The sequence below is a fragment of the Serratia sp. root2 genome (genome assembly GCF_031931805.1).
GTDB classification, from domain to species: domain Bacteria; phylum Pseudomonadota; class Gammaproteobacteria; order Enterobacterales; family Enterobacteriaceae; genus Serratia; species Serratia inhibens.
Map to the genome: position 1 here is coordinate 93,300 of NZ_JAUJXB010000001.1, position 12,487 is coordinate 105,786.

Genomic DNA, 12,487 nt, shown 5'->3' on the forward strand with positions numbered 1-12,487 from the left:
GTCATGTGTTTTATCCCTGTTATTGATTGCCAACATCACAGATGCATCGGCATCAGTGATTTGCTCAGGTTTTTTCTGAGCGTTTTCATTGTTTTTTGGCGTGGTTGAAGCGAAGCGCATATGTAACACGATGTGCGTCACAAAAAGTTACTTTTCTTGCTAATTATTTGATTGGATATTAATCGTTGACGGGAAAGAGGGCGGCGGGGTCTGACGCGGAGTCATGTTCAGCGTAGTGGCAGAGCCATGACGACAATACTCGGATGAACTCATCTAACGCATAGCCTTATATTTTTCACTTGTCAGTGAATGGCGGATACCGTGTAATTTAATCGACATGAGAGCATTAAATAAGCCGGTGGGTAGCGGAATTAATTTTGCCGATATCGGTTGGACGGATTGCATTAATAAGGGATCGGGAGATGACTATGAAAGCTTTGTTGGCATTATTTATCGGTTTGTTTTCATTACCGCTGATGGCGGCAGAATCGCACGTGTGCCAGTCTCAAGCTTATGATTATGCTAGCATTGGTAAGCTCAGGCTGAGTGATGACACGGTATTTACCTGCCGTGACGTTGGCCGCGTCACTATTCCTGATTTGGCTAAGCGGGGTTGGAAGGTCATTCATGTAGCGCAACAAACCGAATATACCGGCGACACCGATAGCGATGATGAAGTCATTAAGATGTACCAGGAAATAGTGGTTTATAAAGAGTAGTCTTTAGATATTCCTGCGATTTTATTCTCCATCACCGCTTATATTCGCGGCGAGGGGTAATTGTATTTTGAGCAGAGCGGTTTGCGGGAGGTATGATGATTTCCAGAAACAACATAGACAGCAAAGCGGCTACCGCCATGACGCTGATATGCGCCATATGGGGGCTGCAACAGGTCGCGATCAAGGCGGCCGAACCGGACATCTCCGCCGTACTGCAAATCGCCATCAGATCAGGCGTGGCCGCTTTGGCGGTCTACCTTTTGGCGCGCTACAAAAGGGAAAGATTCTTATTCGATCGCCCCACGTTGTTAGCCGGTTTGTGCGTTGGTTTATTGTTCGCGTTAGAGTTCTTTTTCGTCTCTGAAGGTTTAGGCTATACCAGCGCGTCGCATATGGCGGTCTTTTTGTACACCGCTCCCTTATTCTCCGCCATCGGACTGCATTTTTTTATCCGGCACGAGCGCTTGTCGGTCGTGCAGTGGGCCGGTATTGCTCTGGCCTTTGGCGGCGTGGTGCTCGCCATCTCGGGGATGGGCGACAGTTCGGGCGGTGAGCAGCAGCTCCGCGGCGATATTTATGGCCTGTTGGCAGGCATGTCCTGGGGTGGCTCGACGATAGTCATTCGCACCACGCGCCTGGCGAGTTGTTCGTCCAAACAGACGCTGTTGTTCCAGCTTACAGGGGCCTGCCTTCTGTTATCTCTGCTGGCGCTGACCATGGAGAACCTTCATTTCAACCTGAGTTCTGTGGCCTGGACCAGCCTGATATTCCAAACGGTTATCGTCTCTTTCCTCAGCTATCTGATTTGGTTTTCTCTGCTGCGTGATTATCAGGCCTCTTCGTTGGGCATTCTGACCTTTATGACCCCCATTTTTGGCATTTTGGCCGGTGTGGTGATTTTGGGCGAACCGCTGCAAATTGAATTCGTACTGGGTTCTGTACTGATCGTCTTCGGGCTTATTGTCGTTAGCTGTTCTTACTTATTTTATGTCAATAGAGGAATTGCACCAAAAATATAATCCATGGATGTTAATATTCATAACTACCAAATAAGCTGTGAAAGCCAATTCACCCTCACCGTACAAATATCCAGGTATGCCTGGGGGTATCCTTTGATAACGCTCTATGATAATGGTGATTTTTCCGTGGTGAAAAGCACCAGACGGATGCGATTATCCAATCAGATGCCGGTTGAAGTCATCACCTTTGCCAATAACTATGCTGTGGTCTGGGATAATAGCCGCAAGCATATTTATTATTCAAAGGCCGGAAGGTTATATAACTGCGCGCTGGATTTCTCTTATACCCCAAAGAAATGGCGCTGATTTCAAGAAAACCTGCCAATGCCTCCGGCTATCAGGCCAGAGGCGCTATCTTCATCAACCACTCTTTGAAAGCGAGGATCTTCGGCCACTGACGTTCAGAGATGGTCGACATAAAATAGCAGTGTTCGCAAGGCAAGGTCATGTTGCTGAACGGGATAATCAGTTCGCCGCTTTTGATCCAGTCTTGCACCAGATTAAGCCGCCCCATGGCGACGCCGAGGTGTTTGGTCGCCGCCAGCACGGCCAGATCCGAGCGATCGAACTCCATGCTTTTGCTTTCTGTATCCAACGCCAAATCAAAATGTTGCGACCAGGTCAACCATTCGTCTTCGCCGGAGTTGTATCTGTCATGCAGCAGGGTGCAATGTGCCAGGTTTTGCGGTGCATCGTAGAGGTTATGCGTCTTGGCGTACTGCGGGGTACAGATCGGCACTATAGATTCCTGCATAAAAGCTTCGTCTATTTGTTTCCCGGACGGCAGCTTGCCAAAGTACATGGCTAAATCAACACCCCTATTGGCCAGGCTGATGATTTCCTGCCCGGTGACTATGCTCAAATGAATGGTGGGGTGCTGGGCAATAAAATCGCCGATCCGCGGTATCAGTAAGCACTGCACGATGGAAGGGTGCGAATAAATAGTCAGGTTGCCCGTCAACTCACGATTTTTAATATCAAGAATTTCCTGATTCAGCGTATTGAAGGAGCGGCTTAACGCCCATTGCATGCGCTCGCCTTCCGGTGTCAGCATAATTCTGCGGTGGAAGCGTTGAAATAAAAGAAAGCCCAACTCTTTTTCCAGCAGATTAATTCTGTGGCTTACGGCGCTGGGCGTAATAGACAGTTCTTCTGCCGCCAGTGAAAAGGATAAATTACGGGCGACGCATTCAAAAGTATGCAGGCGTGAAAATTGATAGCTGGTCAGCGGGCTTGCGCGTTGAAAATATTTTTTGTCGGGGAACATGTCATGCCTCCATGCTTATGATTAAGCAATATTAGCATTTTATTTAACGGGGCTAAAACGCGATTTCTCTTATTTACAAATAACGGCTGTGATTAATGAGGTTATCTACCTGACCGTTCAGCTAATTAGGTTTGGGTTCAGGATTCGCTATTAAATATGGGCCAGGTGTCTTGCTGAGTACTGAGTGGGGAAGACGCGCTGTCGTATAGGTGTTTTTTGCGTGGTAATGGTGTCCCCGACTGGAATCGAACCAGTAACTAGCCCTTAGGAGGGGCTTGTTATATCCGTTTAACTACGGGGACCCTGCGGGCCGGCAACCTGAGCTGCCGGGGCAGTATACCTTTTTTTACCCGCAGAATAAGCGCTTAGCGGTGCGTTTGCTCATTCCCTCGCCAATATGCGGTGAATTTTGTACGCAGTGCTGGCTGCGATCACGGTTTTTCCGTCTTGGCGGCCCCTTTTTCCGCCTCCAGCTTCGCCGCCTTGCTTTTAATGCTCATATCGTTACGGATCTGAGCGTGGCTGATGAGTGCGAAGATAAAGGTGCCGCCGATAATGTTGCCCGCCAGCGTCGGAATGGCGAACGGATAGAAAAATTCCTGCCAGGGGAGAGCGCCGCTAAACACCAGATACAGGATCTCGACCGAACCGACCACGATGTGGGTCAGGTCGCAAATCGCCACCAGGTAGGTCATCAGCACAATGATCCAAATCTTGGCCGCCCCGGCGGAAGGGAACATCCACACCATGGTGGCGATGATCCACCCGGCCAGAATGCCGTTGGCGAACATTTCTGACGGCGAGTTTTTCATCACCTCTTCCGACAGGCTGACGAAGGCGCTGCGGGTATTGTCGTCGAAAATCGGCATATGGATAAACGCCAGCGATGCCAGCCCGGTGCCAATCAGGTTACCGAGCAGCACCACGCCCCACAGGCGGAACAGGATCAGGAAGTTTTTCGGCGTCGGTTTGTGCATGATCGGCAGTACGGCGGTGACGGTGTTTTCGGTAAACAGCTGCTGGCGGGCCATAATCACAATGATAAAGCCGAAGGTGTAGCCAATATTCTCGATAAAGAAACGGCTGGGATCGTCCGGCAAGCGGGCGTGAAAAATGCCTTTCGCCGCCAGTGACGCGCCCATCGACAGCCCGGCGGCCACGGCGGACCACAGCAGTGCCACCCAGTCGCGTTCCAGCTCTTTTTCGCCCTCCATGCGGATCAGCTCATGCACCGCCGCCGCGCGTGAGGGCAGGTTCTCTTCCTTTACTTCTATTTCTGATTTGCCCTGTTCGTGCTCTTTGCTCTCCACTTTCAGAGGGTCATCGGCATTCGCTTTTGTGCGTGGTTGTTCGTCGCTCATTGTTAACTCTCCATCAAATGTTGCCAGGGCCACTCATTAAGCGTAGTTGGCTTACGGGCGGTGCGACAGGAGTGCGGAAAATGGCGGAAAAAAGTAACAAGAGTTTAATGCCGTCGGTTTTTCCTGCGCATTATTGATCTGGGTCGCCATATTACCCCTATTGGAGTAGCCGAGCGGCCGGAGGCGGGCTGCGTGCCGCAGGTGCCTTATGCTATGATTCGCTATCCCAAAGAAAAATATGAGTTCTCCCGATGCTGGAAGCTAAAAGTCTGAGCTGCGTTCGTGATGAACGCATCCTGTTTAGCGAATTAAGCTTTACGGTGAAGCCAGGCGAGATTATTCAGGTGGAAGGGCCTAACGGCGCGGGCAAGACCAGCCTGTTGCGCATTCTGGCCGGGCTGGCGCAGCCGGAAAACGGCGAAGTGTGCTGGCGTGGGCAAAATACGCTGCGTCACCGTGAGAATTATCATCAGGACTTGCTGTTTCTCGGCCATCAGCCGGGGATTAAAACCATGCTGACGCCCTTCGAGAATCTGCAATTTTACCAGGCGGTACGCGCCGCGCCCGATCGTCAGGCCATCTGGCGGGCACTGGAGCAGGTGGGGTTGGTCGGTTATGAGGATTTGCCGGTAGCGCAGCTTTCCGCCGGCCAGCAGCGCCGGGTGGCGCTGGCGCGTTTATGGCTAAGTGAGTGCCCACTGTGGATCCTGGATGAACCGCTGACGGCGATCGATAAACAGGGCGTGGCTGAATTGATTAGCCTTTTTGAGCAACATGCGCAGCAAGGCGGCATGGTATTGTTGACCACGCACCAGGATCTGGCCGGCGCGACGCAGGCGGTAGGTAAAATCAGCCTGGCGGAGAGTTTTTGATGTTTTTGACTGTATTGCGCCGCGAGCTGAAAATTGCCTTTCGCAAAGGGTCGGAAATCGTTAACCCGCTGTGGTTCTTCCTGATCGTTATCACGTTGTTTCCGTTGGGCATTGGGCCAGAACCGCAATTGCTGGCGCGCATTGCGCCGGGGATTATCTGGGTGGCGGCGCTGCTGGCTTCGCTGTTGTCGCTGGAGCGTTTGTTTCGCGACGATTTTCTCGATGGGTCGCTGGAGCAACTGCTGCTGTTGCCGACGCCGCTGCCGATGACGGTGTTAGGCAAAGTGTGTGCTCACTGGGTCGTGACGGGGTTACCGCTGTTAATCCTGTCGCCATTGGTGGCGCTGCTGCTGTCGCTGGATGTGCATACCTGGCTGGCGGTGGCGTTTACGCTGCTGTTGGGCACCCCGACGCTGAGCCTGGTCGGTGCCATCGGTGTGGCGCTCACCGTCGGGTTGCGCAAAGGGGGTGTGCTGCTCAGCCTGCTGGTGCTGCCGCTGTACATTCCGGTGCTGATATTTTCCACCGCCGCTATCGACGCCGCTTCCATGGACATGCCGATAGCGGGGTATCTGGCGATTCTGGGCGCAATGCTGGCGGGCAGCATAACGCTGGCCCCCTTTGCCACCGCCGCCGCTCTGCGAGTGAGCGTGCACTAGCATCACTGATTTACATGCGGGTTAACGCCGTTAAGAGCGTGTTCCACCGCGAAAGCTATTTTCGTCGCCCCACAATAGGGGGGCCACCTTAAAACATTTACCGTGAGCAATGACGACAATGTGGAAATGGTTACATCAATTCGCGCAGCCTGAACGGCTGTATCGTGTCTGCGGCCGTTTTGTCCCGTGGTTGGGGCTGGCCGGCGCCCTCTGCCTGGCTATCGGCTGGGTATGGGGCTTTGGTTTTGCGCCGAAGGATTATCAACAGGGCGACAGCTTCCGCATCATGTATATCCACGTGCCGGCCGCCATGTGGTCAATGGGCATCTACGCTTCGATGGCGGTGGCGGCGTTTATCGGCCTGGTATGGCAGATGAAAATGTCCGATTCCGTGGTGGCGGCGATGGCGCCGGTCGGCGCGGTATTTACCTTTATCGCACTGGTTACGGGGGCAGCTTGGGGTAAACCCATGTGGGGCACCTGGTGGGTGTGGGACGCGCGGCTGACCTCTGAACTGGTGCTGCTGTTCCTTTATATGGGCATTATTGCGCTGTATAACGCCTTTGAAGACCGCCGCCTGGCCGGCCGCGCCGCCGGTATTCTGGTGCTGGTGGGGGTGGTGAACATCCCGATTATTCATTTCTCTGTCGAATGGTGGAACACGTTGCACCAGGGCTCCACCAATATGCAACAGAGCATCGCGCCCAGCATGCGCACCCCGCTGCGTTGGGCGATCCTCGGCTATCTGCTGTTCTTCATTACGCTGACCCTGATGCGGTTGCGCAATCTGATCCTGGCCCAGGAGCGTCAGCGCCCGTGGGTTGCCGGGCTGGTCAATAAGGAGCGCCAACCATGAATGCCGCATTTACCTCCTGGTCGGCGTTTTTCGCCATGGGTGGCTACGCCTTTTACGTTTGGCTGGCGGTGGCCGTCACGCTGTTATCCTTGTTGGGCCTGGTGGCTCACACCTGCTGGCAGCGCAGGCAACTGCTGGATGAAGTCAGCCGCCGCCAGGCGCGCGAACGACGCATTCGTCAGTCGCAGCAGTCGAAACAAAAATCCGCCGATCCGCGGGAGAAATCATTGTGAATCCACGTCGTAAAAGCCGCCTGTATCTGGCGATTGTCGTGCTGATCGGCGTGGCGCTGACCGCCACCCTGACGCTGTACGCGCTGCGCTCCAACATCGATCTGTTTTATACCCCGAGTGAAATTTTGCAGGGCAAGGGAGAGGATCACGAAAAGCCGGAGGTAGGCCAACGTCTGCGCATTGGCGGCATGGTGATGCCCGGCTCGGTGAAGCGCGATCAGAAAACCCTGCAGGTCAACTTCAAGATTTATGATGCGCGCGGCGTGATTGATGTCACCTATACCGGCATTCTGCCGGATCTGTTCCGCGAAGGGCAGGGTGTGGTGGCGCAAGGCGTACTGGGTGAAGGCAACGTGGTTAACGCGCGTGAAGTGCTGGCGAAACACGATGAAAAATACACCCCGCCGGAAGTGGCTGACGCAATGAAAGAAAACCATAAGGGGCCGGCTTCGGCCTATACCGCCCCGCAAAATGAGGGCGGCAAGTCATGATGCCGGAAACGGGAAGTTTTCTGCTGTGCCTGGCATTGGCGATTTCGCTGCTGTTGAGCATTTATCCGCAGTGGGGCGCGGCGCGTCAGGATCGCCGCATGATGGCGGTGGCGCGTCCGCTGACCTACGGCATGTTCGCCGCCATTGCACTGGCGTTCATCTGCCTGGTGCACGCCTTTGTCGTGAATGATTTTACCGTGGCCTATGTGGCCGCCAACTCCAACAGCCAACTGCCGGTGTATTACCGCATCGCCGCCACCTGGGGGGCGCATGAGGGATCGCTGCTGCTGTGGGTGCTGTTGCTCAGTTGCTGGTCATTGGCGGTGGCGCTGTGCAGCCGTTCGATGCCGCAGGATGCGGTGGCGCGCGTGCTGTCGGTGATGGGCATGATCACCGCAGGCTTCCTGCTGTTCATCATCATGACCTCCAACCCGTTCACCCGCACGCTGCCGAACTTCCCGATCGACGGCAGCGACCTCAATCCGTTGCTGCAGGATATCGGCCTGATTTTCCATCCGCCGCTGTTGTACATGGGTTATGTCGGCTTCTCGGTGGCTTTTGCTTTCGCCATCGCTTCACTGATGGCCGGCCGGCTGGATACCGCCTGGGCGCGCTGGTCACGGCCCTGGACCACGGCGGCCTGGGTGTTCCTCACTATGGGGATCGTGCTGGGTTCCGCCTGGGCCTATTACGAGCTGGGTTGGGGCGGCTGGTGGTTCTGGGATCCGGTGGAAAACGCGTCCTTTATGCCCTGGCTGGCCGGTACTGCGCTGATGCACTCGCTGGCGGTGACCGAAAAACGCGGCACTTTCAAGGCCTGGACGGTGCTGCTGGCCATTACCGCCTTCTCGCTGTGCCTGCTGGGCACCTTCCTGGTACGTTCCGGCGTGCTGGTTTCGGTGCACTCTTTTGCTTCCGACCCGGCGCGCGGGATGTTTATCCTCGCCTATCTGGTGATCGTGATCGGCGGTTCTCTGCTGCTTTACGCGGTCAAGGGCGGGCAGGTACGCAGCCGGGTGCAGCATGAAACCTTCTCGCGCGAAACTTTCCTGCTGGGCAATAACGTGCTGTTGATTGCCGCCATGCTGGTCGTGCTGCTGGGCACGTTGCTGCCGCTGGTGCACAAACAGCTGGGCATGGGCAGTATTTCTATCGGCGAGCCGTTCTTCAACACCATGTTCACCTGGCTGATGGCGCCGATGGCGCTGCTGATGGGTATCGGCCCGCTGGTACGCTGGCGTCGCGATGAACCGACCAAGCTGTGGCGCCGTTTGAGCGTGGCGCTGGCGATCACGCTGGTGCTGTCGATCCTGCTGCCGTGGTTGTTGCAAGACAGCATCGCCGGCATGACGGTGGTCGGGCTGATCATGGCGGTGTGGGTGATTATCCTGACGCTGATGGAATTGCATGAGCGCGCTACCCATCGCCACGGTTTCTGGCGCGGCCTGAGCCACCTTTCCCGCAGTCACTGGGGCATGGTGCTGGGCCACCTCGGGGTCGCGGTGACGGTGATCGGCATTGCGTTCAGCCAAAACTACAGCGTGGAACGCGATGTGCGCATGAAGGCCGGCGACAGCGTGGACATTCACAGCTACCACTTTGTGTTCCGCGACGTGCACGATATTCGCGGCCCGAACTACAGCGGCGGCGTCGGTATTATCGACGTCACGCGCAACGGCAAGCCGGAAGCCACGCTGCACGCGGAGAAACGTTACTACAGCGTGGCGCGCAGCATGATGACCGAAGCGGCTATCGACGGCGGTTTCAGCCGCGATCTGTATGCGGCGCTGGGGGAGGAACTGGACGACGGCTCCTGGGCGGTGCGGCTGTATTACAAACCCTTCGTGCGCTGGATCTGGTTCGGCGGGGTATTTATGGCGATTGGCGGCATCCTGTGCATTCTCGATCCGCGCTATCGGATGAGTAAAAAGCTCAAGCGCGAAGGCAAGCTGGAGGAGCAGGCATGAACCGTAAGCTGCTGTTTATCCCGTTAATCCTGTTCCTGCTGCTGGTGGCGGCCTTTATGGTGCAGTTGACGCGCAATGCCGGTGGCGAGGATCCGACCATGCTGGAGTCTGCGCTTATCGGTAAACCGGTACCCACTTTTAAGCTGGAGTCGCTCGACCAGCCCGGAAAAACGTTCGATCAGGCGGTGCTGCGGACCGGCAAGCCGATGCTGTTGAACGTTTGGGCAACCTGGTGCCCAACCTGCCGCGCCGAGCATCAATACCTCAATACCCTGGCGGCACGCGGCATTCGCGTGGTGGGGCTGAATTATAAGGACGACCGCAGCAAAGCGGTCACCTGGCTGAATTCATTGGGCAATCCCTATGCGCTCAGCCTGTATGACGGCGACGGCATGCTGGGGTTGGATCTTGGCGTGTACGGCGCGCCGGAGACGTTTTTGATCGACGGGCAGGGCATTATTCGCTACCGCCATGCCGGGGATATGAACGAGCGAGTCTGGCAGCAGGAAGTGTTGCCGCTGTACAAAAAGTACGGAGGTGAAGCATGAGGCTGATTGCCCTGATGTTTGCCGCGCTGCTGAGCTGGAGCGCGGCGGCGGCTATCGATACCTATAAGTTCAATTCGGTTGAGCAGGAACAGCAATACCGCGAGTTGACCGAACAGCTGCGCTGCCCGAAATGCCAGAACAACAGCATCGCAGATTCCAACGCCATCATCGCCGCCGACATGCGCACCAAGGTGTACGAGCTGATGATGCAGGGGCAGAACAAACAGCAGATCATCGACTATATGGTGGCGCGCTACGGCAATTTCGTCACCTATGAACCGCCGGTGACCCCGGCGACGTTGATCCTGTGGGTTGGCCCGTTGTTGTTTGTGCTGATCGGCGGTGCGGTGGTGATATTGCGCACTCGCCGCCGCGCCGGCGCTGTTAACGATGAATTCTCCGAGCAGGAGCAACAGCGCTTGGCGGCGCTGCTGAAAGAGACTGACAGGAAGAAACCCTAATGGCATTTTGGCTGATTATTATTGTGCTGTTGGCCGGCGCTGCGGCGCTGCTGGTAGTGCCTGCGATGCGCCAGGGCAAGCAGGGTGCGGCCACCAGCCGTGACGCGTTGAACAAGGCGTTTTATCAAGATCGCCTGAACGAGCTGGAACAGGATGAAGAGCAGGGCGTGGTTGCCGAACGCCCGGAACTGGTGAAAGAACTGCAACAGAATCTGCTGAACGACATTCCCGGCCAACAGGACGTGCAGACGAAACCGATCAACCGTTGGATGCTGGTGCCCGGTGTGCTGTTGCTGGTGGTGGTCACCCTGGGGTTTTATCTGAAAACCGGCGGGTTGGCGCAGGTAATGGACTGGCAGCAGGTGCAAGCCCAAATGCCGGAACTGCGCGCGCGCGTCGCCAATGAGCGCGCTCAGCCGCTGAGCATGGAGGAGATAGCTCGCCTTGGGCTGGGGCTGCGCACCGCGCTGCAACAAGACGATCGCAACATCAACGACTGGATGATGCTGGGCCGTGTCGGTATGGCGCTGAATAACGCGACCACCGCAACGCAGGCATTTGCTCATGCTTATCAATTGGATCCGAATAATCTGGAAGTGCGCCTCGGCTATGCGGAGGTGTTGACGCGCTCCAACGATCCGGAGGATAACAAGCAGGCCACGCAGATGCTGCGCAAGATGATCGCCGACGATCATACCAACCTGCGCGTATTGAGCTTGCTGGCGTTCAATGCCTTTGAACAGGGTGATTTCAAACAGGCGATCGGCGCCTGGCAGGTGATGTTGAAACTGCTGCCGGCCAACGATCAACGCACCGAGGTGTTAAAGCGCAGCATTGCACAAGCAAAATCACAGGCGGGCGAAGAAACTGTTAAACTGAATGTAAACGTGACGTTATCGCCCGAGGCGACTAACGCTTTACCGCAGCAGGGGACGCTGGTAATTTCGGTGACCGATGGCGCCAACCCGGTGCCGGTTGCGGTAAAACAACTGCCCTTAAGCCGTTTCCCACTGTCATTCTCTTTGGATGACAGCAACGCCATGATGCCAGAACGCCTGCTTTCGGCGCAGCATCAGGTGAAGGTGAGGGTACGGATTTCTCACGACGGTTTGGCCACGCCGCAGGCGGGCGACTGGTTCGGTGAGAGCGAGCTGCAGAATTTCAGCGGTAAAGAGCAGGTTAGCGTTCAGATTAACAAGCAGGTTCCCTGAATAAAAAGACCGAACATGTTTTCATGGAGAAAAATATGAACTTTCGCCTGACTGGGCTGGCTTTCGCAACTGTGTTATTGGTGGGCTGTGCCAGCGCGCCGCAAGATGAACCACAAGGGCGATCCGATCCTCTGGAAGGATTTAACCGGACGATGTTCGACTTTAACTATAACGTCCTGGATCCGTACGTATTGCGTCCGGTGGCCGTGGCCTGGCGCGACTATGTGCCCATGCCGGCGCGTAACGGTTTAAGTAACTTCACGTCGAACCTGGAAGAGCCGGCCAGCATGGTCAACGCCTTCCTGAAGGGCGACCCGTATCGCGGGATGATTCACTTCAACCGCTTCTTCCTCAATACCCTGCTGGGGATGGGCGGCCTGATCGACGTGGCGGGAATGGCGAACCCGAAACTGGCGCGCGAAGAACCTAACCGTTTCGGCAGCACGCTGGGGCATTACGATGTCGGCTACGGCCCTTATGTCATGTTGCCGGGTTATGGCAGCTTCACCCTGCGTGAAGACGGCGGCGACTGGGCGGATACGGTCTATCCGGTCCTGAGCTACCTGACCTTCTGGATGTCGGCGGGTAAATGGGTGGTTGAAGGTATTGAAACCCGCGCCCAACTGCTGGATTCCGACGGCCTGCTGCATAACTCTTCCGATCCTTACGTGATGGTGCGCGAAGCCTACTTCCAGCGTCATGACTTCCTGGCGCGTGGGGGCTCACTGAAAGCGGAAGAAAATCCGAACGCCAAGGCGATCCAGGGCGATCTGGACGATATCGACTCGGCGAAATAAGCCCCGGAAACAAGCATCTAAAACCG

15 protein-coding genes and 1 tRNA gene are annotated in these 12,487 nt (G+C 55.8%); 13 read left to right on the forward strand and 3 right to left on the reverse strand.

Annotated elements, in window-relative coordinates; all coding sequences use genetic code 11:
• Positions 1–428 precede the first annotated feature (428 nt).
• The 3 genes from QZQ97_RS00455 (at position 429) to QZQ97_RS00465 (ending at position 2,044) form a co-directional block, all read left to right on the forward strand.
• The gene (locus QZQ97_RS00455; protein WP_311991779.1) at positions 429–719 is read left to right on the forward strand and encodes a hypothetical protein; all 291 of its coding nucleotides are present in this window, start codon (positions 429–431) and stop codon (positions 717–719) included.
• A gap of 95 nt (positions 720–814) precedes the next feature.
• Complete coding sequence (locus QZQ97_RS00460; RefSeq protein ID WP_311993849.1) at positions 815–1,738, forward strand: DMT family transporter; 924 nt, start codon at positions 815–817, stop codon at positions 1,736–1,738.
• A gap of 3 nt (positions 1,739–1,741) precedes the next feature.
• The gene (locus QZQ97_RS00465; RefSeq protein ID WP_311991780.1) at positions 1,742–2,044 is read left to right on the forward strand and encodes a hypothetical protein; all 303 of its coding nucleotides are present in this window, start codon (positions 1,742–1,744) and stop codon (positions 2,042–2,044) included.
• 31 nt (positions 2,045–2,075) lie between these two features.
• On the opposite strand, the gene dsdC is transcribed toward QZQ97_RS00465, so the two are convergent.
• The 3 genes from dsdC to QZQ97_RS00480 all read right to left on the reverse strand — a co-directional run bounded on the left by dsdC (position 2,076) and on the right by QZQ97_RS00480 (position 4,366).
• Positions 2,076–3,005 (reverse strand): DNA-binding transcriptional regulator DsdC, encoded by a 930-nt coding sequence (gene dsdC / locus QZQ97_RS00470; RefSeq protein ID WP_311991781.1) that lies wholly within the window; start codon positions 3,003–3,005, stop codon positions 2,076–2,078.
• A gap of 227 nt (positions 3,006–3,232) precedes the next feature.
• Positions 3,233–3,307: transfer RNA gene (locus QZQ97_RS00475), tRNA-Arg, on the reverse strand.
• A 129-nt stretch (positions 3,308–3,436) separates the two neighbouring features.
• Entirely contained in the window at positions 3,437–4,366 is a 930-nt protein-coding gene (locus tag QZQ97_RS00480; RefSeq protein WP_311991782.1) for a formate/nitrite transporter family protein, read from the reverse strand.
• A gap of 251 nt (positions 4,367–4,617) precedes the next feature.
• On the opposite strand from QZQ97_RS00480, the gene ccmA reads away from it, so the two are divergent.
• The 10 genes from ccmA (at position 4,618) to mlaA (ending at position 12,461) form a co-directional block, all read left to right on the forward strand.
• Positions 4,618–5,238 (forward strand): cytochrome c biogenesis heme-transporting ATPase CcmA, encoded by a 621-nt coding sequence (ccmA, locus tag QZQ97_RS00485; protein ID WP_311991783.1) that lies wholly within the window; start codon positions 4,618–4,620, stop codon positions 5,236–5,238.
• Positions 5,238–5,897: a heme exporter protein CcmB gene (gene ccmB, locus QZQ97_RS00490; RefSeq protein WP_311991784.1), complete on the forward strand. Its 660-nt coding sequence runs from the start codon at positions 5,238–5,240 to the stop codon at positions 5,895–5,897. The genes ccmA and ccmB overlap by 1 nt, the downstream gene beginning before the upstream one ends.
• Before the next feature lie 118 nt (positions 5,898–6,015).
• Positions 6,016–6,753 (forward strand): heme ABC transporter permease, encoded by a 738-nt coding sequence (locus QZQ97_RS00495; RefSeq protein ID WP_013813954.1) that lies wholly within the window; start codon positions 6,016–6,018, stop codon positions 6,751–6,753.
• Complete coding sequence (gene ccmD / locus QZQ97_RS00500; RefSeq protein ID WP_004947521.1) at positions 6,750–6,986, forward strand: heme exporter protein CcmD; 237 nt, start codon at positions 6,750–6,752, stop codon at positions 6,984–6,986. The genes QZQ97_RS00495 and ccmD overlap by 4 nt, the downstream gene beginning before the upstream one ends.
• A complete protein-coding gene (gene ccmE, locus QZQ97_RS00505) occupies positions 6,983–7,477 on the forward strand; it encodes a cytochrome c maturation protein CcmE (RefSeq protein WP_004947520.1) in 495 nt (164 codons plus the stop codon). The genes ccmD and ccmE overlap by 4 nt, the downstream gene beginning before the upstream one ends.
• Entirely contained in the window at positions 7,474–9,444 is a 1,971-nt protein-coding gene (locus tag QZQ97_RS00510) for a heme lyase CcmF/NrfE family subunit (RefSeq protein WP_311991785.1), read from the forward strand. Before ccmE ends, QZQ97_RS00510 begins: the two co-directional genes overlap by 4 nt.
• Entirely contained in the window at positions 9,441–9,992 is a 552-nt protein-coding gene (locus QZQ97_RS00515) for a DsbE family thiol:disulfide interchange protein (protein ID WP_013813951.1), read from the forward strand. The genes QZQ97_RS00510 and QZQ97_RS00515 overlap by 4 nt, the downstream gene beginning before the upstream one ends.
• Entirely contained in the window at positions 9,989–10,453 is a 465-nt protein-coding gene (locus QZQ97_RS00520) for a cytochrome c-type biogenesis protein (protein ID WP_311991786.1), read from the forward strand. Before QZQ97_RS00515 ends, QZQ97_RS00520 begins: the two co-directional genes overlap by 4 nt.
• Positions 10,453–11,664, forward strand: a complete 1,212-nt coding sequence (ccmI, locus tag QZQ97_RS00525; protein ID WP_311991787.1) for a c-type cytochrome biogenesis protein CcmI — start codon at positions 10,453–10,455, stop codon at positions 11,662–11,664. The genes QZQ97_RS00520 and ccmI overlap by 1 nt, the downstream gene beginning before the upstream one ends.
• Positions 11,665–11,699: 35 nt before the next feature.
• Positions 11,700–12,461, forward strand: coding sequence for a phospholipid-binding lipoprotein MlaA (gene mlaA, locus QZQ97_RS00530; RefSeq protein WP_311991788.1), 762 nt, complete (start codon positions 11,700–11,702; stop codon positions 12,459–12,461).
• Positions 12,462–12,487 lie beyond the last annotated feature (26 nt).